Source organism: Albidovulum litorale (assembly GCF_025751495.1).
GTDB lineage: Bacteria > Pseudomonadota > Alphaproteobacteria > Rhodobacterales > Rhodobacteraceae > Albidovulum > Albidovulum litorale.
Map to the genome: position 1 here is coordinate 804,543 of NZ_JAOWKZ010000003.1, position 25,656 is coordinate 830,198.

At 63.6% G+C, this 25,656-nt stretch carries 24 protein-coding genes; 14 read left to right on the forward strand and 10 right to left on the reverse strand.

Annotated elements, in window-relative coordinates:
• Positions 1-46: 46 nt before the first annotated feature.
• From gatB to OEZ71_RS14860, 4 genes are all read left to right on the forward strand, one after another.
• A complete protein-coding gene (gene gatB, locus OEZ71_RS14845; protein WP_263740775.1) occupies positions 47-1,558 on the forward strand; it encodes an Asp-tRNA(Asn)/Glu-tRNA(Gln) amidotransferase subunit GatB in 1,512 nt (503 codons plus the stop codon).
• A gap of 218 nt (positions 1,559-1,776) precedes the next feature.
• Entirely contained in the window at positions 1,777-2,160 is a 384-nt protein-coding gene (locus tag OEZ71_RS14850) for a DUF4177 domain-containing protein (protein ID WP_263740776.1), read from the forward strand.
• Between the two features lie 273 nt (positions 2,161-2,433).
• A complete protein-coding gene (locus tag OEZ71_RS14855) occupies positions 2,434-2,793 on the forward strand; it encodes a hypothetical protein (RefSeq protein ID WP_263740777.1) in 360 nt (119 codons plus the stop codon).
• Positions 2,794-2,976: 183 nt separating this feature from the next.
• Complete coding sequence (locus OEZ71_RS14860) at positions 2,977-3,606, forward strand: J domain-containing protein (RefSeq protein ID WP_263740778.1); 630 nt, start codon at positions 2,977-2,979, stop codon at positions 3,604-3,606.
• 2 nt (positions 3,607-3,608) lie between these two features.
• Here OEZ71_RS14860 and OEZ71_RS14865 read toward each other — a convergent pair whose 3' ends face one another.
• Both OEZ71_RS14865 and OEZ71_RS14870 read right to left on the reverse strand, forming a co-directional pair.
• Complete coding sequence (locus tag OEZ71_RS14865) at positions 3,609-3,803, reverse strand: DUF1059 domain-containing protein (RefSeq protein ID WP_263740779.1); 195 nt, start codon at positions 3,801-3,803, stop codon at positions 3,609-3,611.
• Positions 3,804-3,838: 35 nt separating this feature from the next.
• Positions 3,839-4,261, reverse strand: coding sequence for a GFA family protein (locus OEZ71_RS14870; RefSeq protein WP_263740780.1), 423 nt, complete (start codon positions 4,259-4,261; stop codon positions 3,839-3,841).
• Positions 4,262-4,334: 73 nt separating this feature from the next.
• Here OEZ71_RS14870 and OEZ71_RS14875 point away from each other — a divergent pair, with 73 nt between their 5' ends.
• Positions 4,335-5,225, forward strand: coding sequence for a LysR family transcriptional regulator (locus tag OEZ71_RS14875; RefSeq protein WP_263740781.1), 891 nt, complete (start codon positions 4,335-4,337; stop codon positions 5,223-5,225).
• Here OEZ71_RS14875 and msrB read toward each other — a convergent pair.
• Entirely contained in the window at positions 5,212-5,682 is a 471-nt protein-coding gene (msrB, locus tag OEZ71_RS14880; protein WP_412175640.1) for a peptide-methionine (R)-S-oxide reductase MsrB, read from the reverse strand. The genes OEZ71_RS14875 and msrB overlap by 14 nt on opposite strands.
• A 252-nt stretch (positions 5,683-5,934) precedes the next feature.
• Between msrB and cobS the strand changes: the two genes are divergently transcribed.
• From cobS to OEZ71_RS14905, 5 genes are all read left to right on the forward strand, one after another.
• Positions 5,935-6,909: a cobaltochelatase subunit CobS gene (gene cobS, locus OEZ71_RS14885; RefSeq protein WP_412175633.1), complete on the forward strand. Its 975-nt coding sequence runs from the start codon at positions 5,935-5,937 to the stop codon at positions 6,907-6,909.
• An 85-nt stretch (positions 6,910-6,994) separates the two neighbouring features.
• The gene (gene cobT, locus OEZ71_RS14890; protein ID WP_263740783.1) at positions 6,995-8,863 is read left to right on the forward strand and encodes a cobaltochelatase subunit CobT; all 1,869 of its coding nucleotides are present in this window, start codon (positions 6,995-6,997) and stop codon (positions 8,861-8,863) included.
• Between the two features lie 75 nt (positions 8,864-8,938).
• Positions 8,939-9,532 carry a hypothetical protein gene (locus OEZ71_RS14895; protein WP_263740784.1) on the forward strand — a complete coding sequence of 198 codons (594 nt, stop codon included), beginning with the start codon at positions 8,939-8,941 and terminating at the stop codon, positions 9,530-9,532.
• A gap of 99 nt (positions 9,533-9,631) precedes the next feature.
• Complete coding sequence (locus OEZ71_RS14900) at positions 9,632-11,440, forward strand: aminopeptidase P family protein (RefSeq protein WP_263740785.1); 1,809 nt, start codon at positions 9,632-9,634, stop codon at positions 11,438-11,440.
• 59 nt (positions 11,441-11,499) lie between these two features.
• A complete protein-coding gene (locus OEZ71_RS14905; protein ID WP_263740786.1) occupies positions 11,500-11,841 on the forward strand; it encodes a DUF427 domain-containing protein in 342 nt (113 codons plus the stop codon).
• Between the two features lie 13 nt (positions 11,842-11,854).
• On the opposite strand, the gene OEZ71_RS14910 is transcribed toward OEZ71_RS14905, so the two are convergent.
• Positions 11,855-13,540 (reverse strand): chloride channel protein, encoded by a 1,686-nt coding sequence (locus OEZ71_RS14910; RefSeq protein ID WP_412175634.1) that lies wholly within the window; start codon positions 13,538-13,540, stop codon positions 11,855-11,857.
• 88 nt (positions 13,541-13,628) lie between these two features.
• On the opposite strand from OEZ71_RS14910, the gene OEZ71_RS14915 reads away from it, so the two are divergent.
• The gene (locus tag OEZ71_RS14915; RefSeq protein WP_263740787.1) at positions 13,629-15,005 is read left to right on the forward strand and encodes an FAD-binding oxidoreductase; all 1,377 of its coding nucleotides are present in this window, start codon (positions 13,629-13,631) and stop codon (positions 15,003-15,005) included.
• A complete protein-coding gene (locus tag OEZ71_RS14920; RefSeq protein ID WP_263740788.1) occupies positions 15,002-15,391 on the forward strand; it encodes an SgcJ/EcaC family oxidoreductase in 390 nt (129 codons plus the stop codon). Before OEZ71_RS14915 ends, OEZ71_RS14920 begins: the two co-directional genes overlap by 4 nt.
• 93 nt (positions 15,392-15,484) lie before the next feature.
• On the opposite strand, the gene glyS is transcribed toward OEZ71_RS14920, so the two are convergent.
• The 3 genes from glyS to OEZ71_RS14935 are packed head-to-tail and all read right to left on the reverse strand — an operon-like array spanning position 15,485 to position 19,197.
• Positions 15,485-17,794 carry a glycine--tRNA ligase subunit beta gene (gene glyS / locus OEZ71_RS14925; protein ID WP_263740789.1) on the reverse strand — a complete coding sequence of 770 codons (2,310 nt, stop codon included), beginning with the start codon at positions 17,792-17,794 and terminating at the stop codon, positions 15,485-15,487.
• Positions 17,795-18,268 (reverse strand): DUF6446 family protein, encoded by a 474-nt coding sequence (locus OEZ71_RS14930; protein ID WP_263740790.1) that lies wholly within the window; start codon positions 18,266-18,268, stop codon positions 17,795-17,797.
• Positions 18,265-19,197: a glycine--tRNA ligase subunit alpha gene (locus tag OEZ71_RS14935; protein WP_263740791.1), complete on the reverse strand. Its 933-nt coding sequence runs from the start codon at positions 19,195-19,197 to the stop codon at positions 18,265-18,267. The genes OEZ71_RS14930 and OEZ71_RS14935 overlap by 4 nt, the downstream gene beginning before the upstream one ends.
• Positions 19,198-19,353: 156 nt before the next feature.
• Between OEZ71_RS14935 and OEZ71_RS14940 the strand changes: the two genes are divergently transcribed.
• Entirely contained in the window at positions 19,354-21,078 is a 1,725-nt protein-coding gene (locus OEZ71_RS14940; RefSeq protein ID WP_263740792.1) for a serine protease, read from the forward strand.
• Between the two features lie 9 nt (positions 21,079-21,087).
• On the opposite strand, the gene OEZ71_RS14945 is transcribed toward OEZ71_RS14940, so the two are convergent.
• The 3 genes from OEZ71_RS14945 to OEZ71_RS20270 form a co-directional block, all read right to left on the reverse strand.
• Positions 21,088-22,536 (reverse strand): TrkH family potassium uptake protein, encoded by a 1,449-nt coding sequence (locus tag OEZ71_RS14945; protein WP_263740793.1) that lies wholly within the window; start codon positions 22,534-22,536, stop codon positions 21,088-21,090.
• 61 nt (positions 22,537-22,597) lie between these two features.
• Positions 22,598-24,046 carry a TrkH family potassium uptake protein gene (locus OEZ71_RS14950; RefSeq protein ID WP_263740794.1) on the reverse strand — a complete coding sequence of 483 codons (1,449 nt, stop codon included), beginning with the start codon at positions 24,044-24,046 and terminating at the stop codon, positions 22,598-22,600.
• A gap of 36 nt (positions 24,047-24,082) precedes the next feature.
• On the reverse strand, positions 24,083-24,637 hold the full coding sequence (locus tag OEZ71_RS20270; RefSeq protein WP_412175635.1) for an EamA family transporter: 555 nt from the start codon (positions 24,635-24,637) through the stop codon (positions 24,083-24,085).
• Between the two features lie 461 nt (positions 24,638-25,098).
• On the opposite strand from OEZ71_RS20270, the gene OEZ71_RS14960 reads away from it, so the two are divergent.
• On the forward strand, positions 25,099-25,593 hold the full coding sequence (locus OEZ71_RS14960) for a MarR family winged helix-turn-helix transcriptional regulator (RefSeq protein WP_263740796.1): 495 nt from the start codon (positions 25,099-25,101) through the stop codon (positions 25,591-25,593).
• Positions 25,594-25,656 lie beyond the last annotated feature (63 nt).

Below are 25,656 nucleotides of genomic sequence, written 5' to 3' on the forward strand. Positions count from 1 at the left end.
CGCTCTGCTCGCTTAGAAAGCGGCCGGACAGCCGAAGGACCGCCCCATGCTCGACCTGACCTATGAAGCCCCGAAACCCAAGGTGATTTCCGGCGCGAAGGAAGACTGGGAACTCGTCATCGGGCTGGAGGTTCACGCGCAGGTTGCCTCTAACTCGAAACTCTTCTCCGGCGCCTCGACCGAATTCGGCATGGAACCCAACTCCAACGTCTCCTTCGTTGATGCGGCCATGCCGGGTATGCTGCCGGTGATCAACGAGTTCTGCGTGGCGCAAGCGGTGAAGACCGGGCTTGGCCTGAAGGCGAAAATCAATCTTGTGTCTGCCTTCGACCGCAAGAACTATTTCTACCCCGACCTGCCGCAGGGCTATCAGATTTCCCAGCTTTACCACCCGATCGTGGGCGAGGGCGAGGTGATCGTCGACATGGCCCCCGGCGTCGCCCGCCGGGTGCGGATCGAGCGCATTCATATGGAGCAGGATGCAGGCAAGTCGATCCACGACCTTGACCCGACCATGTCCTTCGTCGACCTCAACCGGACCGGCGTCGCGCTGATGGAGATTGTCTCGCGCCCCGATATTCGCGGGCCGGAGGAAGCGGCGGCCTATGTCGGCAAGCTGCGCCAGATCATGCGTTACCTTGGCACCTGCGACGGCAACATGCAGAACGGCAACCTGCGGGCCGATGTCAACGTCTCGGTCTGCCGTCCGGGCGACTATGAGAAATATCAGGCGACGCAGGATTTCAGCCATCTCGGCACGCGCTGCGAGATCAAGAACATGAACTCCATGCGCTTCATCCAAGCCGCCATCGAATATGAGGCGCGGCGCCAGATCGCCATCATCGAGGATGGCGGCAAGGTCGTGCAGGAAACCCGGCTCTACGATCCCGACAAGGGCGAAACGCGGTCGATGCGCTCGAAGGAAGAGGCGCATGATTACCGCTACTTCCCCTGCCCCGACCTCCTGCCGCTGGAGATCGAACAGGCATGGGTTGACGAAATCGCCACGTCGATGCCCGAACTTCCCGACGCCAAAAAGGCGCGGTTTGTCACCGATTACGGCATGACCGAATATGATGCGAACGTGCTGACCGCCGAGGTCGAAAACGCCGCCTTCTTCGAGGAAGTGGCCAAGGGCCGCGACGGCAAGCAGGCCGCGAACTGGGTGATCAACGAACTTTTCGGACGGCTCAACAAGGAAGGCCATTCGATCGGCGAAAGCCCGATCTCGGCGGCCCAGCTTGGTGGCGTCCTTGACCTCATCGCCAAGGGCGAGATCTCCGGTAAGATGGCCAAGGATCTCTTTGAGATCCTCTGGACCGAAGGCGGCGACCCGGCCGAGGTCGCGGCGAAACACGGCATGAAGCAGGTCACCGATACCGGCGCGATCGAGGCTGCCGTTGATGAGGTCATCGCCGCAAACCCGGCGCAGGTCGAAAAGGCCAAGGCCAACCCGAAGCTCGCGGGCTGGTTCGTCGGTCAGGTTCTGAAGGCGACCGGCGGCAAGGCAAACCCGGCAGCTGTCAACGAACTGGTGGCGAAAAAGCTCGGCCTCTAAAGGTCGAAGCGGCATCGCCACCGGTTCACCACCGACATGTGAAATGCGCCAAAGCCTGACAGGCGATTTTCTGAAAACAATATGTTTTCAGCATCTTGCCGATCATCTCTCAGATCAGAATGGCACCTTTCCGCCGGCGGCTTACTTCCATCATGCTTGCCCGATACCCCCGTTTCCGCTAAGGGCGGTTCCGGGAAGGCAGGCGAACGAGGCTTTCGATGCAGCAATACGAATACAGGGTCATCCCCGCCCCCAACCGGGGCGAGAAGGCGCCGGGGGTCAAGACCGGACCGGACCGCTTCGCCCATGCGCTCGCCTCTGTCATGAACGAGTTAGCCCGCGATGGATGGGAATATCTGCGCGCCGACACCTTGCCGTCCGAGGAACGGTCGGGCCTGACCAAGCGGACGACGGTCTATCACTCCGTCCTGGTGTTCCGCCGGGCGGTCCCACGCCTGACCGAGGAAGCGCCGCGCCGGGTTCTTACCGCCGCACAGCCGCAGGGACGCGCGCCCGCGCTCACACTGGAACCGAGCGCGCGGAAAGACAGGCCTGCGGAACCGCAAACTCAGCCTGCAGGACCAGAACGCGAATCCCGCTGAACTGGCCGCAATGATCACCGGCCCCTACGCGTCCGGAATCCGTCAGCAATGAACAACGTGAGGAATCGTTGTTTACAACCGCAAAACAACGCGAAATTCAGCCGGCGCATCACGCAATCCGATTTTTTTTGAATATATATCAATTACTTATTCAGAACTCTGGAATCGCGCCGCCCCAAACGCGGCACCAATCCGACAACTTTTCGCCGCATTTCCTTTTCCACCGCTGCCGCGAGGGCCATAATGATCGGGTATCGGCGGTGAGAGCCAGACATGTATGAGTACAAATTCATTCCGACCCCGCAGCAGGTCAAGCTCAATGGCAAGTTGAGGAATGACCGGGGTGGACTTGCGGGCACGCTTGACAGCGAGGCGACGTTCCTGTCTGCCTCTGGCTGGGAGTTCATGCGTTTTGACCGGGTGCCGGTTACCCGCCGCCGCATGCTGGTCCTCAAAGTCGCCGATGAAGAACAGGTCATGGTGTTCCGCCGTCCGGTGAACGACGTCCTGCCGGGCAACGTCCCGACCGCCCCTGCGACCCTGCCCGAAGCTCAAGCCCGCCCGCATCGCCTGTCGCGCGGTCGCAAACGCTATATCCCCGAACGACTGATGGTTCCCGGTCCGGACGCGTGATTCCGCGCGAAACCCGGTCGTCCCGGCGGGCTGGAACCGGCAGTTTCCGGCCCTTTTGTATGTCCGGCCCGATGCGGATAGTCTCACAAACCGGTATTTTCGTGCTTCTCCCCCTTCTCTGCGCCGAGAAATAGCCTAAACTCTGGCCCCCGAGTCGAAAAAGCCAAAGTCCGAGGCCAGAGCATGACCAGACCCGATCCTTTCGGTTTCGATATTTCCGCCGCCTCCGACAAGAAGAAGCGGTCAAAGGGGCGGCGTGGCATGTCAGGCGCGTTCGAGACCTCGACGCGCGCCTGTGATCACGCAGGCTGCGAAGAGGCGGGCCAGTACCGCGCCCCGAAATCGCCCGACCAGCTCGAAGATTATTTCTGGTTCTGCAAGGAACATATCCGGGAATACAATCTGAAATGGAACTTCTTCCACGGCACCAGCGACGAGGAGTTTCAGAAGTTTCTCGACAAGGACCGGGTCTGGGGACGCGAGACCAAGCCCTTCGCCAAGAAGGGCGACGAGGACCGCGCCTGGGCGCGGCTCGGCATCGAGGACCCGATGGAGATCCTCGGCGCCAATGCGACCCAGAATCCGGGCCGCGCCGTGGTTGGCCGCAAGCTGCCGCCCACGGAGCGTAAGGCGCTAGATATCCTTGAGGCCAAGGACAGCTGGACCAAGATCGAGATCCGCAAGCAGTACAAGAGCCTCGTCAAGGACCTTCACCCCGACATGAACGGCGGCAACCGCGACGACGAGGAGCGCTTGCAGGAGGTCGTCTGGGCCTGGGACCAGATCAAGGACAGCCGCAACTTCCGCGATTGACCTCAGCCCTCCTTGATAAGTTCACCAATAAACTTGCGATCCTCGTCGCTCCATGCAGAAGGATCCTCACCGTGGGCAATCCGTGCATGGGTTTCCAAGAGCTGCCAAACCTCCGCCTCGGTCGCGGCGGTCACCTTGCCGGGGCAGTCCTCCATTCCTTCGTAATCCGCACAGGCATAACTGTAGGTCTTGGCCATGATAGGCTCCTTACTTACTCGGGTTCGAATGGGTATCAGGGGAACTTCGAAAACGCTTTCAAAGCGTCGTCGAGCGCGACCCACGGCTGCTTGTGGTCAAGGTAAACATTCGAGGTCGGCGCCGCAGCAGCGGGGTCATCGAGCGTCGCAGTCATTACCGCGATATCGGTCCACGCTTCGCCTCCATAGGTAAGGGAAGTACCGCACTTTCTGCAGAACCCGCGCTCCACTCCGGGCGAAGACCGGTAGATCGCAAGCTTGCCATTGGTGACGGAAAAGTTTTCCGGCGCGACCGCGGAATAGGTGGCGAACCCCGCCCCGACGGCGCGCTGGCACGACCGGCAATGGCAATGGGCGGAATACGTAAAAGCTCCGCTTAGCCGGTAGCGCACCGCTCCACACATACAGCCCCCGTCGTGTACCTCGATCGCCATGATCACCCCCAGTTCCCTCTTCACGCCCGTGAGTTTTCCAGACCAGCAGGAAGAAAGCGATTAAGTAATTTTCGATATCTGTTAGAATATCTGACAGATGAAGTGGACCGACATACCCCCTTTGAACAGCTTGCGCGCCTTTCTCGCGCTGGCCGAGAACGACAGCTACGCCGCCGCCGGACGTGCGCTGAACGTCTCGCACGGGGCGGTGATGCAGCAGGTTCGCGCACTTGAGAACCGACTTGGCGTGGCGCTTGTCGAACGCAGCGGCCGGGGCGTGATCCTGACCCCACAGGGTCAAACACTGGCGCGGGATCTGGCGGACGGGTTCGCGATAATCGAGCTTGGCATCGGTCATCTTACGGGTGACGAGGGTCGACGCCCGGTAAAGGTGTCGATGTCTCCGGCATTCGCCATCAGCTGGATGATGCCCCGTCTCCCCGACTTCAAGCGCCGTCATCCGGACATTGCGCTCACGCTGATGCCGACTTCCGAAATTCTCGAACTCCACCCGGGAGGCGTCGAGATCGCAGTGCGATACACGGATCGCCAAAACCTTCCCGACCTCGCCGATATCGACGTGCTGCTCCTCGCCGACATGGTCGCGGTCTGCACGCCTGGCATAGTTGGAGAACTCGAAATCACCCGAGCCAGCCAGCTGGCCGACCTGCCCTGGCTCGAAGAGCTGGGCACTGACGAGGCCATGGATTGGTTTCTGCGTAAGGCGGGTGAAACTGCCAAACCACCCGTGGCATCGCAAATGCCGGGCAACCTGATCATGGAAGCCGTGCGGCGCGGAGATGGCGTCACATATACCGCACGACCATTCGTCGAGGCTGAGATACGCGCTGGCACTCTCGTCGAGTTCTTCCCCGACCCACATTTCGGCGTCTATTTCCTGGAGACCGTTCCAGAACCGAACCGCGCACCGGTCCGAACATTCCTGCGCTGGCTTCGTCGACAGGCTGGCCCGGTCAGGCCGGTTTGAACACCATCGCCAGACCATTCATGCAATAGCGCTTTCCGGTCGGCTTCGCCCCGTCATTGAACACATGGCCCAGATGCCCGCCACAGCGACGGCAGTGAACCTCGGTCCGCTTGCCGAGGATGCCCCAGTCGGGCTTGGTGCCAACTGCATCCGGTAAAGGCTCCCAGAAACTCGGCCAGCCGGTGCCGCTGTCATACTTGGCCTTGGAGGAGTAAAGCGGCAGGTCACAGCCGGCGCAGTGATAGGTGCCCGCACGCTGTTCCTTGTCCAGAGGGCTCGAGAACGCGCGCTCGGTCCCCTCTTCCCGCAGGACCCAGTATTGCGCCTTGGTCAGGATCTTGCGCCATTCCGCGTCGGTCTTCGACACCTCGAAGCTTTCGGCTGCGGTCATCCGCTTCGCCCCCGCCATCACGGCGAGCGCCCCAAAGCTCAAAGCCAGCATGGCCCTGCGTGTCACCATCATTCCACTCCATCTCTCATCGCGGGCATGAACGACCTGACTATGCCCTGAACGAAGGCCGTACTGCGGTAAAAGATAGCCCCGACCGGATAGCAATCGCGTGATCACGTCCCCCGCTGGCCCTAAATAATGTCGGAAACTGGCCGCGCGACTTCGCCCCCTACCCTTGCACCCCCCGCCGTTATGCTCCATCAAAGCGCGGTGGCGCCCGGGGCCCGTCCGGGGCGCGTTTTGGACATGGGCAGGACGATGCTGGATACGACCGCGAAACCCACCGAGGAAATCTCCGTCCGCGAGGTTTTCGGGATCGACACCGAGATGAAGGTCAAGGGCTTCGCCGACCGTTCCGACCGCGTGCCGGAGATCGACCCGACCTACAAGTTCGACCCGGACACCACCTTGGCCATCCTCGCTGGCTTTGCCTATAACCGCCGGGTGATGATCCAGGGCTATCACGGCACCGGCAAATCGACCCATATCGAACAGGTCGCCGCGCATCTGAACTGGCCCTGTGTGCGCGTCAACCTCGACAGCCATATCAGCCGGATCGACCTGATCGGCAAGGACGCGATCAAGCTGCGCGACGGCAAGCAGGTGACCGAGTTCCACGAGGGCATCCTGCCCTGGGCGCTTCGCAACCCGGTCGCCATCGTCTTTGACGAATACGATGCGGGGCGGGCCGACGTGATGTTCGTCATCCAGCGGGTGCTGGAGCATGACGGCAAGCTGACGCTGCTTGATCAGAACGAGATCATCACACCCAACCCGTCGTTCCGCCTTTTCGCCACCGCGAACACCGTGGGTCTGGGCGATACGACCGGCCTTTACCACGGTGTCCAGCAGATCAACCAGGCGCAGATGGACCGCTGGTCGCTTGTGGCCACGCTGAACTACCTCAGCCACGATGCCGAGGCAGCGATCGTTCTGGCTAAGAACCCGCATTACAACACCGAAAAGGGCCGCAAGCAGATCGGTCAGATGGTGACGGTCGCCGACATGACCCGCACCGCCTTCATGAACGGCGATCTTTCGACCGTCATGTCGCCCCGGACCGTGATCAACTGGGCCCAGAACGCCGAGATCTTCCGCAATCTCGGCTATGCGTTCCGGCTGACCTTCCTCAACAAATGCGACGAGCTGGAGCGGCAGACGGTCGCCGAGTTCTACCAGCGCTGCTTTGACGAGGAACTGCCGGAGAGCGCTGCGAGCCAGAGCATCCGGTGATGAAACGCGCGCAAATTCCTTTGATAGGAATTTGCCAAAAGTCTTTGAAAGACTTTTGGTCAGCGCAGACTGCTAGGTGCGGCACATGACCCAACGCTCCGACAACCCCGCCGATCCGTTCAAGAAGGCGCTCGCCGAGGCCACCAAGACCATGGCCGACGATCCGGACCTGACGGTCTCCTACTCCGTCGATCCGCCGGGCATGGCGGGCGAGAATATGCGCCTGCCGCAGGTCTCGCGCCGGATGACGCGGGATGAGGTGCTGATCGCGCGCGGCACGGCCGATGCCTTCGCGCTCCGCCACCGCTATCACAACCCCAAGACCGCCGCGAAATACCTGCCGCAGGGCCAGATGGCGCGCGACCTTTATGAGGCGATGGAAACCGCACGCTGCGAAGCCGTGGGCGCCCGCGACATGCCGGGCACCTTGGGCAATATCGACGCCAAGATCGGGGCCGAGGCCGCCAAGCGCGGTTACGACCAGATCCGCGCCGCGCAGGACGCGCCGCTCACACAGGCCGCGGGGTACCTCGTCCGCCACCTTGCCACGGGCCGCGACATGCCCGGCGGGGCGCAGAACGTGATGGAGCTCTGGCGGCCCTTCATCGAGGAACAGGCCGGCGGCACGCTCGACCATGTGGGCGACGTTCTGGCCGATCAGGCCGCCTTCGCCCGCCTTGCCCGGCAGGTGATCAAGGATCTCGGCTACGGCGACCAGCTGGGCGACGATCCGGATCTGGAGGACGAAGCAGAGGGCGACGAGGCGCAGGAGGAAGAGCAGGAGACGCCGGAAAGCGAAGAGGGCGACGATCAGTCCGAGGAATCGGAGGCAAGCCCCGAGCAGAGCCAGGAAGATCAGGACGACCAGTCCCAGGCCGAAGTCTCGATGGACGAGATGGCCGAGATGGAGGATGGCGACGAGGCCGAGATGCCCGAGGGCGAGGCACCGCTGGAGCCGCCGCCCCCTGCCCCCTATTCGGACGCCGACCCGAACTATGCCGTCTATACCACAGATTTCGATGAGGAAATCAAAGCCGAGGAGCTGGCCGAACCCGCCGAGCTGGAGCGCCTTCGCGCCTATCTCGATCAGCAACTCGAACCCTTGAAAGGCGCCGTGTCGCGGCTGGCCAACAAGCTTCAGCGCCGCCTGCAGGCACAGCAGAACCGGTCGTGGGAGTTCGATCTTGAGGAAGGTATACTCGATGCGGGCCGTCTGGCACGCGTCGTCGCCAACCCGACGACCCCCCTCAGCTTCAAGGTCGAGAAGGACACCGAGTTCCGCGACACCTGTGTGACGCTGCTTCTGGACAATTCCGGGTCCATGCGCGGCCGCCCGATCTCGATCGCCGCGATCTGCGCCGATGTTCTGGCCCGTACCCTCGAACGCTGTCAGGTCAAGGTGGAGATCCTCGGCTTCACCACCCGCGCCTGGAAGGGCGGTCAGGCACGTGAACGCTGGCTGGCGGCGGGGCGCGAACAGCAGCCCGGGCGGCTGAACGACCTGCGCCACATCATCTACAAGGGCGCCGATGCACCATGGCGCCGCGCCCGGCCCAATCTGGGGCTGATGATGAAGGAGGGGCTCCTGAAAGAGAACATCGACGGCGAGGCGTTGGAATGGGCGCATCGGCGGATGATCGGTCGGCCCGAACAGCGAAAGATCCTGATGGTGATTTCGGATGGCGCACCGGTCGACGACTCAACTCTGTCCGTCAACCCCGCGAATTATCTCGAAAAACATCTCCGCGACGTAATCGCGATGGTGGAACGGCGCAAGGCGGTGGAACTGATCGCCATCGGCATCGGCCATGACGTGACACGCTATTACCAGCGCGCAGTCACGATCACCGATGTGGAGCAGCTGGCCGGTGCGATGACGGAACAGCTTGCCAGCCTGTTCGACAGCGATCCGCGGGCTCGCGCCCGGGTCATGGGGATGCGCAAGGCCGGGTGAGCTGACACCTGTTTACGGTTTTTCCAACATGTGGCCCTAGGATTGGTGCGAATCAACCCTTTCCGAAGCCGACCCATGGTGCATCCGGCCTATATCCTCCTGCGATGGATTGAATCCTCACTGTGTTATCTGGTGCAGTTCGCAACCGGCTTCCTGCTTCTTGCGGTCAGCCTGCTGAAGACCGATGCTGCCTTGATCGCCCTGCGGAACGGTCCGACAACTTTGGACGGCGCGATGGCGATCGCCGACTGGCTCGGTGCGGGTCTGGCGGGGGTGATCTTCATGACCTACCACCACTTCGAAAAGCTGCTGGCCCGCCTCCGCTACGGCCCGGGTCGGCTCATCCTCGATATGCTGATGGTCGCGATCTTCGTCCGGGTCGCGCTTTTCACGTTCCACCTCGTCCTGAGCCCGGAATCGCCCCTGAACGGACGGATCGACCACCCGTTTTTCCTGGCGACCGCCTCCGGTTGGCTGGTGATGTTCTTCGTGGCGTTCCTGTTCCCCGGTCTGGCCCATCGCCGGCTGGATCCCCTGCCGACCCTGCGCGAGGCGTGGGATGACTATCTCAGGTCACGCGATCTCAGCTATGTGCGCATCGCCATTGTCGGCTTGCTTCTGATCGGCCCGGTCGTACTCGTCATTCCCTCGCTTCAGCTTCGGTCCTGAACGCGCGCCTCCGCGTCCAACCCCGCTTGCCCGTCACGGCGCTGTCTTGCTAGGAAAGAGCGTTCCGGCCCCGAGGGGCAGATCCGCGACGGGGTGTCCATGTTCCAGAGTTTCGAAAACACTGCCCGCCCCGAACAGGGGCCACCGCGGCTTGCCTCGCTCCGCGGCGAAATCGCGCGGGCCGGGCTCGACGGGTTCATCGTGCCACGCGCCGACGCTCATCAGGGTGAATACGTCGCCCCTGCGGATGAACGGCTGGCCTGGCTGACCGGCTTCACCGGCTCTGCCGGGTTCTGCATCGTCCTGCCGAAAATCGCGGGTGTCTTCATCGACAGCCGCTACCGGACGCAGGTCAAGGCGCAGGTCGATCTTGCAAGCTACGCGCCCGTACCCTGGCCCGATATCAAACCCGGTAGCTGGCTGAAGGAGCAGCTGAAATCAGGCGGACGCATCGGTTTCGACCCCTGGCTGCACACAAAGAAGGAAATCGCCGAGCTGGAAGCGGCGCTTGAGGGCAGCGGCATCACGCTATGCCCCGAACGGAACCTCGTCGATGCGATCTGGGCCGATCAGCCCCAGCCACCGAAGGGGCCGGTCGCTGTTCAGCCCCTCGATCTTGCGGGCGAAAGCGCCGAGGCGAAACGCATCCGCATTGGCGCTGAACTGGCCGCCGCCGGACAGGATGCGGTCGTACTGACCCTGCCAGACTCGATCTCGTGGCTCCTGAACATTCGGGGCTCGGATATCGAGCGCAATCCGGTCGTGCAGGCCTTCGCGATCCTGCATGCGACCGGGCGGCTGACGCTCTTCATCGCGCCCGAGAAACTATCGGACGCGGTCCGGACGCATCTCGGCCCCGAAGTGACGCTACGCCCGCCATCGGCCTTCGCCGCTGCCCTTCGAACGCTGACCGGCCCGGTCCGCGTCGACCGGGCGACGGCACCACTGCAGGTTGCGCGCGAACTTGAGGACGCGAATATCGCCATCAGCTGGGCCGCCGATCCCTGTCTGCTCCCCAAGGCGAAAAAGAGCGCGGCCGAAATTGCCGGAATGGAGGAGGCGCATCTGACCGACGGCGCGGCGATGGTCGAGTTCCTCGCCTGGCTCGACGCGGAACTGCCGGGCGGCGGGCTGACCGAGATCGACGTGGTCCGGGCGCTGGAAGGATTCCGGCGGGCGACGAACCAGCTCAAGGAAATCAGCTTCGAGACGATCTGCGGCACCGGCCCGCATGGTGCAATCATGCATTACCGGGTGACGAAAGATACGAACCGGCCCTTGCGGCCGGGCGAGATCGTGGTCATCGATTCCGGGGGCCAGTACCTGAACGGCACGACCGATATCACCCGTACGGTCGCCGTCGGTCCCGTAGACACGGAAGCAAAGGCCGCCTTCACCCGTGTGCTGCAAGGCATGATCGCCATATCCCGCCTGCGCTGGCCGAAAGGCATCGCTGGCCAGCATCTCGACGCCATCGCGCGCTACAACCTCTGGCTTGCGGGTCAGGATTTCGACCATGGCACCGGCCATGGCGTCGGCTGCTATCTTTCTGTCCATGAGGGGCCGCAGCGCCTGTCGCGCACGGGCGATGTCGTGCTGGAACCCGGCATGATCCTGTCGAACGAACCCGGCTATTACCGCGAGGGGGCCTTCGGCATAAGGATCGAGAACCTGGTGCTTGTCGAAGATGCCCCCGCACTGCCCGGCGGCGACGATCACCGCGCGATGCTGCGCTTCCGGACCCTGACCTTCGCCCCCATCGACAGGCGACTGATCGACGCAGAGGCCTTGACCGAGGGCGAACGGGCATGGCTCAATGCCTATCACGCCGAGGTGGCGGAGCGGATCGGCCCGCGCGTCTCGGCGCCGGCGCGCGACTGGCTCGCCGAGGCGACAAAACAGGTCTGACATATTCCTGAAAGACTGTTCGGCAAAGCTGCCCGCAAGGGCGAAATCAGAGGTGCGAGATGGCAGACCATATCAGGATCAGGGAAGCGGGCGGCACATGGGTGGTCCGCGCGGGCGGTGCGGTAATCGGCGAAAGCAAGAGGGCGCTGGAACTTTCCGAAGGAAGCTATGACCCGGTGATCTACTTCCCCCGCGACGACATCGCGATGGCCTTTCTCGACCCAAGCACAAAGCAGACGGTCTGCCCACACAAGGGCACGGCGAGTTATTTCACCATCGCCGCCAAAAGCGGGCCCATCGCCGATGCCGCATGGAGCTACGAGACCCCGAAAGAGGGAATGGAGGCAATCGCAGGCCACCTCGCCTTCTACCCCGACAAGGTCACGGTCGAGAGGCTGTAAGAAGGCGCGACTGTCAGCTGTGTTCCTCGGCCGCAGTGTCGGCCAGCGCCTTGGCATAGGCGCGCAGCGCATCCGTCTGGAACACCGCGCCCAGCAGCTCCGGCTCATCCTCGCCCGGTGATTTCCGGATAATCGGGATGAAATCGGCCCCGGTTGCCTCAAATGTCCGCAAAGCCGTCTCAAGCGTCTGGTTCTCGCCCAGCATCGTGCCCTCGCCGATCATCTCGCGGCAAACGGCTTCGGGCGCGGCGCGGCGATGGTCCATCCCCCGCAGGATCGCCGACAGGCGGATCGTATCTGCAAGATAGGCCTGCGGTCCGGCCGCAAGATGCACACCCCGGCGTTCAAGCTGGGTCAGGAAGAACGACCGGTCGACCAGACGCGAGGCAAGCGCGGTCGACAGCGACACAGCGGTCATCACGGCCAGCCCGGTTTCCCAGTCGCCCGTCAGTTCGAAAACAATCAGCGTGGTGGAGATCGGCGCGCCCAGAACCGCAGCCGCCACCGCACCCATTCCGGCCAATGCATAGATCGTCTCTGCCCCCGACACTTCCGGCAGTACACTTGTGGCGATCAGGCCAAAGGCGAGGCCCGTCAAGGCCCCGACGACGAGCGCGGGCGAAAACATGCCGCCCCCCATGCGCCCTCCCATCGTCACCGCGACGGCCACGACCTTGACCACAGCGTAAAGCACCGCTGCGCCCAGCCCGATCTGGCCTGTCAACGCGGCCGACGTCGTCTCGTACCCGACCCCGATGATATGCGGGAACGGGATCGCGATGGCGCCAAGCACGGCCCCCGCAAGCATCGGTCGCAGGTAGCGTGGAATACAAAGCGCCTTCTGCACGCTGTTGCCCACATCCTCGGCAAAGATCACCGACTTCATCAAGGCCACGGCGACAAGCCCCGAAACGAGGCCAAGCAGCAGGAAGGCCGGCAATTCAGCATAGAAGGCCAACCCGCCCTCACCGGGCAGCATGAACTCGGTCACGCCGCCGAATTCCAGCCGGTTGATGACGGTGCCGGCAACCGAGGCGATGGCGATGGGGGCAAAGGCATGAACGGCAAAGTGGCGCAGGACCACCTCCAGCGCAAAAATCGCCCCCGCGATCGGGGCGTTGAAGCTGGCCGACACCGCAGCAGCCACGGCGCAGCCCAAAAGGTCCCGTCCGGTAATGCCGTTCGCATTGATCCGGTTCGACACCCAGGTGGAGATCACGGCAGCCAGATGCACGACCGGGCCTTCCCGCCCCGAAGACCCGCCGGAACTCAGCGTGATCAGCGAGGCCGCCGCCGAAGCAAGTCCTGCGCGCCGCTCCACCCGCCCGGCGTTCAAGGCCGCGCCCTCGATCACATCGGCCACCGCCCGGACCCGCCCATCCGGCGTGAACCGGTCGAGGATCAGCCCCACAACCAGCCCGCCGAGGATCGGCACAGCCAGCACCCACCACCACGGCAACTCGCCGGCGACCGAGGCAAGGCGCAGATCATCGCTGCCGTAAAGAAAGGTCTGAAGCGCCGAGATCCCCTTGCGGAAGGCCAAGGCCGCCACACCCGCACCAATCCCGATCGCCAAAGCGATGAACCAGAACTGGATCTGGCTCGGCCCCCGCTTCCGCATCACGTCCAGCGCCCGCGCCAGTTCGGCACGAACCGCCAATGCCTGTCGGCGGGTCCAGTTCGGGGTCTCTTCCGTCACCCGGCACATTTCCGCGGGGCCGATTTCTCAGGGCTTCCCCGGGCCGCCCGCTTGGCCTAGGGTCGCCGCGCCCATCCCCGAGGTTTTCATGCCCCACGACGCAGCGCTTGCCGAACTTGCAACCTTCTTAGGAGATCGCCTCGTGCGGTCCAAGGCCGAACGTGACCAGCATGGCCGGAACGAGGCATGGTTTCCCGACACACCCCCCGATGCCGTGGCTTACCCCGAGACAACCGAAGAGGTCGCCCGCATCGTCGCCACCTGTGCGCGCCACAACTGCCCGGTGACCGCCTGGGGCACCGGCACCTCGCTGGAAGGCCACGCACTGGCGATCCGTGGCGGCATCAGCCTCGACCTCATGCGCATGAACCGGGTGCTGCAGGTCCGGGCCGAAGATATGCAGGCCGTCGTCCAGCCGGGGCTGACGCGCGAGGCGCTGAACACCGAACTGCGCGCCACGGGGCTGATGTTCTCGGTCGATCCCGGCGCCGATGCCTCGCTTGGCGGCATGGCCGCGACGCGCGCCTCGGGCACCACCGCCGTGCGCTACGGCACGATGCGCGACAACGTCATGGCGCTGGAGGTCGTGCTGGCCGACGGGCGGATCATCCGCACCGGCTCGGGCGCGCGCAAATCCTCGGCAGGTTACGACCTTACCGGCCTCTTCGTCGGTTCCGAGGGCACGCTCGGCATCATCACCGAACTGACGCTCAAGCTCCATGGCCAGCCCGAGGCGATCTCCGCCGCCGTCTGCGCCTTCGAGGATTTTGAGGCCGCGGTTCAGACTGTCATCACGACGATCCAGATGGGCATACCCATGGCCCGGATCGAGTTCCTCGACGAAACCGCCGCCGCTGTCTTCAACGCCGCCAATGGCACCTCCCTGCCCGAAAAGCCCCATTTGATGGTGGAGTTCCACGGGTCTGAGACCTCCGCCGCCGAGGATGCGAAACGGTTTGGCGAGGTCGTGGCCGAGATGGGCGGCGCGCATTTCGACTGGGCGACGACGACGGAGGACCGGAATCGGCTCTGGAAGATGCGCCACGGGGCCTACCCCGCCTGCCTCGCCTTCCGCCCCGGCTCCCTCGGTCTTGTCACCGATATCTGCGTCCCGATCTCGCGGCTGGCCGAGGCCGTGCGCGAAACCCGGGCCGATATCGCGGCAAGCGGCCTGACGGGGCCGATTCTTGGCCATGTCGGCGACGGCAATTTCCATGCGGTCCTGCTGATCGAACGCGGCAATGAGGCAGAGCTGAAAACCGCCAAGGCGCTGGCACGGAAGATGGCGGAACGCGCGCTCAGCCTCGGCGGCACGATCACCGGCGAACATGGAATTGGCTTCGGCAAGAAGGACCTGATGGCGATGGAACATGGTGAGGCATGGGAGGTGATGGCGCGGATCAAGCGGGCGCTCGATCCCGATGGCATCCTCAACCCCGGCAAGGTGGTGGAGGTGAACCAGTGACCCTGCCCGCCCCCGACGCCTTCCCCCGCGCATTCGCGAACGCATGGTCTGCCCGCGACGCGCGCGCCATGGCCGAGCTATTTGCCGAAGATGCCGATTTCCTGACGCTGACCGGCCACTGGGCCGAGGGGCGCAAGGCCATTGCCGAGACGCTGGCGGGCGAGATGGCAGGCGCCTTTTCGCGGGCGAAACTCGTGACCGGGCGGACCAAGCAGCGCACGCTCGCTCCGGGTGCCGCACAGGTGATGCAGCGCTATGTGCTGTCGGGCATCGTCAATGCCGACGGGTCCGATGCAGGCCGCGTCGGTGCGATCTTGTCGGCGGTGCTGGTGGAGGGGCCGCAGGGCTGGACTGTCGCCACGGCGCAGTTCACGGCGGAAGGGTAATAGAAATAAGGGCAGCGCCCGACCCTGTGTGGGCGTGAAGCGCCCTCCCGGGGGGAGGGTCGGGCGCTGCCCTGCGTTTCCGCCGGGCGGGGCCTAACCTTCCAGCTTCGTGAGGTCCGCGACGCTGAGGCAGATCGTGCGGATGCGGCTGAGCAGGTTCAGCCGGTTGCGCCGGACGATTTCATTGTCGGTATTGACCTGCACGGCCTCGAAAAACGCGTCGATGGGCGCGCGGAGGGAGGCCATCGCCGACATGGCCGCACCGAAATCCTCATCCTTCATCGCGGGCGCGATAGCGGCCTCTGCCGTGTCGAGCGCGGCGAAGAGTGTGCGTTCAGAGGCATCCTCGGCGAATTTCGGATCGGCGCCGAAGCTGTATTCCACCCCGTCCTTTTCCTCGGCCTGGCTCAGGATATTGTTCGAGCGCTTGAAGCCCTGAATGAGGTTCCCGCCGTCATCGGTCTTGAGGAAGGCAGAGAGCGCCTCGGCGCGTTTGACCAGAAGCGTCAGGTCGTCATTGCCGGGCATGGCGAGGCAGGCGTCGATGACATCGTGCCGGATGCCCTCGTCGCGCAGATGGACCTTGAGCCGGTCGTGGAAGAAGGCGAGGAGGTCATCGCGAATAATCCAAACGCCTTGCGTGTCTACCTGCATACCGCGCCCGGCGTAGGCGGCTGCAATTTGCTCGGCCTGTTCCCTAGTTACTCGGGTTTGATCTTCCGCATCTTCCAGAGCTTCCCAGATCTGATTGATATGATAGACATCGCCTCCCTCTAAGGCTCTAAGCTCTGCGAGAGTCTGAGCGGCCTCGGAATAGTCATGCACAAACTGCTCTGTTAGGCTCTTAATGGACTTCCCGTATTGCTGTTCAATCTCAACGTCGCGTGACGCGTGAATAACCCTGCCCAAATCTAGTCGCAACTCGTTCCCCAACACCAACCGGATCACCCCGAGCGCCGCCCTTCTCAGCGCGAACGGATCCTTCGACCCGGTGGGCTTCTCGTCGATGGCCCAGAAACCGGTCAGCGTGTCGATCTTGTCGGCGAGGGCCACGGCGATCGAGACCGGATCGCTCGGCACGGCGTCGGACGGGCCGAGCGGCTGGTAGTGTTCCTTGCAGGCATTCGCCACCGCGTCAGGCAGCCCGGCGGCCTTGGCGTAATAGACGCCCATCGTGCCTTGCAGTTCGGGGAATTCGCCGACCATCGCCGATTGCAGGTCGGCCTTGGCGACCCGCGCGGCTTCGGCAGCGAGGTCGGGCTTGGCGCCGACCAAAGGCGCGATCTCGCGCGCCAGCGCCTCGATCCGGTCGATGCGGTCGCGCTGAGACCCGAGCTTGTTGTGGAAGGTGACATTGGCCAACCCGTCGGCCATGCCTTCCAGACCCGTCTGAGCAACGGTCCGCAAGTCATTTTCCCAGAAGAACTTTGCGTCACTCAACCGCGCTGACAGAACCTTCTGGTTTCCCGCAAGGATCGTTGCCCCGTGGTCGGCGGGTTCATTGTTTGCGACCGTGACGAAGCCCTCAATCCGCCCCGTCTTCGCATTGCGGCAGGAGAAGAACTTCTGGTGCTCCTTCATCGAGGTCTGCAACACCTCAGGCGGCAGGCCAAGGAAATCTTCGCCGATCCTGCCCATCAGCACGACCGGCCATTCGACAAGCCCCGCGACCTCGGTCAGCAGGCCCTTATCCTCGACCACCTCCAACCCGGCGGCGAAGGCCGCGTTGGTGGCGTCGTGCCAGATATGCTCGGCCCGCTCGTCGGGGTCGAGCATCACCTTCGCGAGCTTCAGCTTCGCCGCGTAATCTTCAAAAGACGTTACAGAAAACGCCTCCGGCGCAAGGAAGCGATGGCCGCGCGTTGTGTTGCCTGATGCGATGCCGTCAATGTCAAGCGCCACGACCTCCGCCCCGCCCTCATCGCTCAGCAAACACAGGATCGAATGCAGCGGCCGCACCCAGCGCAAGCTTCCCGCGCCCCAGCGCATCGACTTCGGCCAGGGGAAATTGCGGATGGTGGCCTCAAGCACCCCGGCGGCGATCTCCGCCGCCTTGCGCCCCGGCTTTTCGATCACCGCGAAATAGGCCTGCCCCTTGCCTGCGTCGCGTATCTCCAGCTGGTCCATCGTCAGCCCGGTCGACCGCAGGAAGCCCTGCACCGCCTGCTCGGGCGCGGTGGTCGCGGGACCTTTGCGCTCCTCGCGCACGGCGCGGCTTTCCGCCGTCAACCCCTCCACCGCCAGCGTCAGGCGGCGCGGGGTGGAGAGCGCATGCGCCCCCGTATAGGTCAGCCCGGCCTCGACCAGCCCGTCGGTGATCAGTTTCTTCAGGTCCTCGCGGGCCTTGCCTTGCATCCGGGCGGGGATTTCCTCGGAGAAGAGTTCGATGAGAAGGTCGGGCATTTACTTCTCCGCCGTTTCATTGAGTTCGTGCCAGGCAAAGGCCTGGCCATCGGCATAGACCGCGACAACGCGGTCGACACCGGGATGGATGTTCTTTTCCGAGAGGAAGGCCAAAGCCGCGCCGGATTGCAGATCGGCACCGATGCGTTCCGCATCGAAGCAGGGGAACTGACGCGGGCCGATCAGTGGTTCGGCACCGGGATAGTCGGCATAGGTCTCGGTCATCAGCGCGAGCGACATCGGCACCTTGAAACAGGCGCGGAAGCGCAGGGGGGAGCTGTCGGAATCGATCCCCTCGAAACCGTCCGTCGGCACCGGCTCCACCGCGCCCGACAAGGCGGTCAGGCGGATTTCAGCGGCGGCGGAGGCGGGCTCCACCGGCGCGTAATACGCGTATTCCTGAACATAGTAGAGGCCGATGCCGGCCAGAAACGCCGTTACCACGATGAACCCCGCAACGATCTTTCCGTTCACGCCGCCCGGCCTTCCGAAGCGCCACCCGCTTCGGTCGTCACGAACGCATCGGCGCATTTCTTCGCAAGCGCGCGGACCCGGCCGATATAGGCCTGCCGCTCGGTGACCGAGATCACGCCCCGCGCGTCGAGAAGGTTGAAGAGGTGGCTGGCCTTGATGCATTGGTCATAGGCGGGATGCGCCATGACGATGCGGCGACCTGCGCCGTCGGTCTCATCCGCGGCAAGGATGCGTTCGCATTCGGCCTCGGCATCCTCGAAATGCTTCAGAAGCACTCCGGTATCGGCCTGATCGAAGTTCCAGCGCGAATATTCCTGTTCCGTCTGGCGGAAGATATCGCCGTATTTCAGGGGGATCGGCGCGTCGGGATCATTGAACGGCATATCCATCACATGATCGACGCCCAGCACATACATCGCCAGACGCTCCAACCCGTAGGTCAGTTCGCCCGAGACCGGGTGGCAGTCATGCCCGCCGACCTGCTGGAAATAGGTGAACTGGCTGACCTCCATCCCGTCGCACCAGACCTCCCACCCGAGACCCCATGCGCCAAGCGTCGGGCTTTCCCAGTCATCCTCGACAAAGCGGATGTCATGGACGCTCGCATCCACGCCAATCGCGGCGAGCGAACCGAGATAAAGCGCCTGAAGATCGGGCGGCGAGGGTTTGATGATGACCTGATACTGGTAGTAGTGCTGCAGCCGGTTCGGGTTCTCACCATAGCGCCCGTCGGTCGGGCGGCGCGACGGCTGAACATAGGCCGCGGCCCAGGGACGCGAGCCGAGCGCGCGCAGGGTCGTCGCCGGATGGAAGGTGCCCGCGCCGACCTCCATGTCATAGGGTTGCAGCACGGCGCAGCCCTTCGAGGCCCAGTAGGTCTGAAGCCTCAGGATGATCTCCTGGAACGAACGGGGGGCTGTCGTGGTCATGTCTGGCCTGTCCTCGGGCGAAAGCGCGTTCTCAATAGGCAACAGGTGCGGGGCGGTCAATCGGCGGCGAGGCGATTGTGACGTGACGCCGCCAGCGAGACTGCTAGGTTTGGGACCGGATTCGTTCCGATAAGAAACGACAAGGGGTTTTTAGGGATGCGTTTTACGGGCCTGGTTGCCGGATTTCTGATGATGATTGCCGCCGTTGCGGCCGAGGCTCAGGAAACATGGGTACAGATTGAGGCGCAACCGTCCCTGCGCGAAGGCGAGGAACGCGCCCGCGCCTATTCAGGCGTCTTTCCCAACGTGAACGGTTTCGCGATGACGACCGGCTGGTATGCGGTCGTGCTGGGCCCCTTCACGCCTGAGGAGGCTGAGCGTCAGCTCTTTCTGCTGAAAAGCGAACGGCTGATCCCGGCAGACAGCTACATCGCCACCGGTTCCCGCTTCGGCAGCCAGTTCTGGCCCGTTGGCGGCACCGCTGCCCTGCCGCAACCCGAAGCGCCCGCTGTCGACACCCTGACGGCGACCCAGCCCTCGGCCCTGCCGGACGAAACCCCGAACGAGGCGCGCCGGTCCGAGGCGCTGCTCTTGGCCGAGGAACGCCGCGCGCTGCAGGAAGCCCTGCAATGGGAAGGGTTCTATACCGGCGCCATCGACGGCGCCTTCGGTGCCGGCACCCGCCGGTCGATGGGCGCGTGGCAGGCCGCGAAAGGATACGAGGCGTCCGGCATCCTCACGACCGCCCAGCGCGCCGAGCTCATGGCTGCCTATCAGGTCGACCTCGCGGCGATCGGGCTAGAAACCGTGACCGAGGACGAGGCAGGGATCGAGATTGCCCTGCCCCTCGCGCTGATATCCTTCGACCGCTATCAGCCGCCCTTCGTCCATTACGGCGAAAAGGACGGGTCCGGGTTCCGCGCATTGCTGATTTCGCAAAAGGGCGATCAGGCGACGCTGTCCGGGCTCTATGACATCATGCAGACGCTTGAAATCGTTCCGGTCTCGGGCGACCGCCAGTTGAACGCGACATCGTTCGTGCTGACCGGCCAGAATGACCGCCTGCAATCCTACAGCCAGGCCGAACTTGCGGGCGGGACGATCAAGGGCTTTACGCTTGTATGGCCCGCTGCCGAAGCGGACCGGGCAGCCCGGGTGGTCGAGGCGATGAAGGCATCCTTCCGCTCTCTCGGCGATACCGCCCTGGATGAGGGGCTCGGCACGCCATTGGCCGAGGATCATGCGAAACTGATGTCCGGTCTGGAAATCCGCCGTCCGGCGCTGTCGCGGTCCGGGTTCTATCTCGACGGCACCGGGCTGGTCGCGACGACGGATGAGGTGATCGCCGAATGCCGCCGTCTGACGCTCGACGGCGGGATCGAGGCGGACACGGTTCTGCATGATGCTGCGACCGGCCTTGCCGTTCTCAAGCCCCGCACATCGCTTGCGCCACGGGCGCGGGCCACTCTCAGCTCTGGTCGGATCAATTCCGAAATCGCCGTTGCGGGCTTCTCCTATCAGGATGCGCTCGACACTGCGGTGATGAGTTTCGGCACGCTCGCCGATACGCGCGGGCTCGGCGGTGAGGAACAGTTGACCCGCCTCTCGGTCAGGACGCTTGACGGCGATGCAGGTGGCCCGGTTCTCGACGCGACGGGTGCCGTCGTGGGTATGCTTCTGCCGCGTGACAAGGATGGCAGCCGGGTATTGCCGGAGGATGTCGGCCTCGCGCTCGACGGAACCACGATCCGGGCGGCGCTCGCCGGGGCTGGGCTGGTCGCCGAACCGGTGGCTGAGACCGCAAGCACCGCAGCACTTGCCCCTGAGGACCTGACCATGCTCGGGCGCGACATGACCGTGCTTGTGTCCTGCTGGAACTGAGCCGGGCCGTCAGGCCCGCCAGAACCGCGGCAGGAAAAGCACCAGAACGACCAGCAGTTCAAGACGGCCAAGCAGCATCGCCCCGGTCAGGATCCATTTCGCCAGATCATTGATCGCGGCGAAGTTCCCGGCCGGTCCGATGATCTCGCCCAGCCCCGGGCCGATATTGGCAATGGCGGTCGCAGCACCTGAAATCGACGTGGTGAAGTCGAGCCCTGTCAGCGCGAGCGACACGGCAATAAGGCCAAGGCTGACGACGAAAAGCCCAAGAAAACTCATAACCGAGGACAGGACCTCATCCGTCACCGGCTGCCCGGCGTAACGCGGCGCAAAGACCCCGTTCGGCGAGTGGATACGGCGGATCTGGGCGCTGACCGCTGCAATCAAAAGCTGATAGCGGAAGATCTTGACCGAGCAACAGGTCGATCCGGCGCAGCCGCCGATAAGGCCGATGAAGAAAAAGAGAACGATCGAAAAAGGCCCCCAGAGCTGGTAGTCGGCACTGGCATAGCCTGTCCCGGTGATGATCGAGGTCACGTTGAAAACCGCCTCGCGCAGCGCGTGCAAAATGCTGTCCGCGCGCACGAAGACGCGATAGGCCCAGATCACCGCGATGAGCACGGCGAGCGTCCATAGAAAGCCCCGCACCTGCGCATCCTGCCAGAGCGGCCGGGCGCTGCCTGCCACAAGCTGGACGTAGCGCACGAACGGCAGCGCCGCGACGACCATGAAAAAGGATGACACATATTCCGGCGCGCCCTGAAAGAGCCCGAAGGATGCGTCCGAGGTTGAGAACCCTCCGGTGGCGATAGTTGTCATCGCATGGTTCACCGCCTCGAATCCGGTCATACCGACGGCAACATAGGCCAGTCCGCAGGCGATCGTCAGCGCGACATAGATCGCCATGATCTGCGCCGCGATCTGGGCGGCACGCGGCAAGACCTTGCCGCCGGTGTCGAACCCTTCGGAGCGGAAGATCTGCATGCCGCCGACCCTGAGTTCGGGCAGAAAGACCATGGCAACGACGATGATCCCGACGCCCCCGAACCATTGCAGCATCGACCGCCAGAGCAGAAGCCCGGCCGGAAAATCATCCAGACCGATGAAGACCGTCGCCCCGGTTGTCGTCAGGCCGGACATTGCTTCGAAAACAGCGTCCACGACCCGCGCACCCGTCGCACCGAAATAGAACGGCAACGCCCCGAAAAGCGGCAGCACCATCCAGACACCGGTCGCCAGAAGGAAGGTCTGCTGAAGCGACAGCCGCCGCTGCACCCCGTTGGCGCAGGCCAAGGCCATAAAGCCGCCGCCAAGCCCTGTGATCAACGCGCTTTGCCCGAAGGCCTGCCAGTGGCCATTGGCATAGGCAAGATCGACCGCCATGGGAATGATCATCGTCACCCCGAGCACGGCGGTCAGCAGGCCAATCACATATCCGACGGGGCGCAGATCCAACATGCCAGAGCCATGGCGGGGCATCGCGAATCTGTCAAGCGTGACAGGATGGGGCGCGACAGGTTCAGGCCCGCCAGAAGCGCGGCAGTGCCACCACGAATATCGACAGAAGCGACAGACGCCCCATGATCATCGCAAGGATCATCAGAAGTTTCGCAGGGTCGGGAAAGTCGATGAACGTGCCCGTCGGCGCCACCAGCGGGCCATAGCCATAGCCAATATTCCCGATGGAGGTCCATGAGGCGAAAATGGCGGATTCGATGTCGACGCCCGTATCGAGGATCAGAACCGCGACAACGCCGAAGGTCAGGATATAGGCGCCGAGATAAAGCGTTATCGCGTCCAGCGTATCGCGGTCCACCGGACGGCGGTCATAACGCAGGGGTACGATCCGGCTGGAGGAATGGATGCGCCGGATCTCGGCCATCAGCCCGTTCAGCAGCACCTGAACACGGAACACCGACAGGCCCGCCGCACTCGATCCCGAACAGGCACCGATAATGCCGATCCAGAGTGCGACCATGATCGCATAGCCACCCCAGCTCGGGAAACTGCCGGTGCCGAACCCGGTGGACGACATGATCGACACGAGGTTGAACAGTGCCTCGCGAAAGGCCGGTTCCACCGACTGATCGCTGGTCAGTACGCGCCAGAGCGTGACCGACAGAACCGCCGCGGCGATCCAGCCCAGATAGGCGCGCACCTGCGCGTCGCGAAAGAGCGGTCGCGCAGTCCCGCGAACAAGCTGGACGTAGCGGATGTAAGGCAGACTGCCGAGGATCATGAAGATAACCGTCGCATATTCAATCGGCGCGGAATAACCGGCGAACGAAGCGGCCCGCGGCGAGAACCCCCCGGTGGCGATCGTCGCGAAACCATGAGCCACAGCCTCGAAGACCGGCATCCCGAGCAGTGAGTAGCTTTCCATGCACAGGATGGTCAGACCGGCATAAACGAAAAAAAGGTCGCGGGCGATGTCGGTTGCGCGCGGCAGAACCTTGCCAAAGGTGTCAAAGCCTTCGGTGCGAAAGAATTGCATGCCGCCGACCCGCATCACCGGCAGGAAGATCATGGCGATGAAGGCTATCCCAAGCCCGCCGAGCCAGTTCAGCATCCCGCGCCAGAGGTTGACCCCGGCCGGAAGCAGGTCAACGTCAACGAAGACCGACGCACCCGTCGTCGTGATACCTGAGACTGCCTCGAAATATGCGTCGATGATGGCGACGTCCGGCTTGCCGATGACGAAGGGCAATGCACTGAAAAACGGCACCAGCAGCCATATGCCGACCGTCAGCAGGAAGGCCTGGCGGATGGACAGGCTGCGCCCCGCCCGGTTCTGGCATGCCATGGCAGTCAGCCCGCCGAAGATGACGCTTAACAACGCCGCTTCACCGAAGGCATGGGCATTTCCGTTGGCCAGCCAGAGATCGGTCGCGAATGGTATGAGCATCGTCACGCCAAGCGCGGCAATGACAAGTCCCAGGACGTAACCGACGGGGCGCAGATCGACCATGACGGGGCGAAGTCATGCGCCTCGTCCCGTGAAGTGTCAAGGGCGGCCGTGCTGCATTGCCGCGCGCTGGAACAGCACCGTTCCGGCCACAATGAGCATGACGGCAGGCCAGAAGGCGGGTGGCAAAGCCTCGCCCAGAACGACAACGGCAAGGACGGCGCCGACCATGGCGGCAACCCCGCCGATCTGGCTCATATAGACAGGTCCGGCCAGCGCCTGCAGGCGGAATTGCAGAACATATTGCGCCGCCACCACGGCCGATCCCGTCAGGATCAGAAGCAGGATGTCATGATCGGTCCAGAGCACCGAAAGCCGGCTACCTTCACTGACCATGGCCAGCGGCAGAACCAAAGCCGCGCCGATCAGGACCGACAGCGCCGCAAGCGTCAGCGGCGCTTCTCCAACGGGCCAGAACCGGGTGCGAAAGATGTTGCCCAATGCCAAAGCCGCCGGAATGGTCGCCGCGACACCCACCCAGAGCGCCCCGTCGCCGGGCCCGCCGGTCTCCGCCAGCTTGCCGGATGCCAGCACAACGCCGCCAACCAATGCCGCCGAGACGCCCAGTCCCTGCCCGCGTCTTGCGCCGTCCATCCGCAATCCCCGCGCGATGACCCATGTGATCAGGACCGGAAATGCGAATGTCAGCGAGACGAAGCCAGCGCCGACATGGCCAACGGCAAGATATCCGGCGGCACTCGGCGCCATCATCAGCGCGCCTGCGCCGAAACTGTAGGGCATGAGCTGGCCAAGACCAGCCACACCCCGTCCGATCAGAACCGGCACGATCAGCATCGCTCCCGCCCCGACCCAGACCGCGCCGAGATAGCCAAGCATAGGCGCCCCCGCTGCTGCGGCAAGTTTCGACAACGCGACCGCCGTCGCGATCAGTGAACCGACCGCGACCAGAAGAAGCGGCGCGGCAAGGGAAGACCCCATGACGCGGGGGGGCATCCCCGCGCGGGAAACGGCATCCGCCATTTGATTTCACTCCAAACTGGATTAGTATCTTGTCGGAGACTAACTTAGTGAAAAGTATCTTGATGTCAAGACAAATGGATCGTGCGACCTTCGCCGTATCTCAATGGCGGCAGGAAATGCCTGACCTCGACCTCAGGGCGATGGAGGTTCTGGGCCGGTTGTCCGAACTTGCACTGGTGATCCGCCGCGATCATCTGGTGCCGGTTTTCGTCGAGTTTGGCCTTCAGGACGGCGAATTCGACGTTCTGGCTGCGCTCCGCCGGTCCGGTTCGCCCTACCGTATGACTCCTACCGAGCTTTATGGCGTCACGATGCTCTCGTCGGGTGGCATGACCGCAAGGCTCGACCGGCTGGAGAAATCGGGGCTGATCGAACGCCTGCCAAATCCCGCCGACCGGCGCGGCACGCTCGTCCAGCTCTCTGAGAAGGGCCGCGACCTGATCGAGCGGGCGCTCTCCGCCCATTCGCAGAACGAAACCCGGATATTGTCCGCGTTGAGTGAAGACGAACAGGACCAGTTGGGCGCCCTGATGGCAAAACTGCTCTCCGGGCTTCCCTCCGGCACCTGACCTGCGGCATTCTTTGCCGCGTTCAATGCGCCCCACCCGCAGACCAAGGACCAGACTGACCCG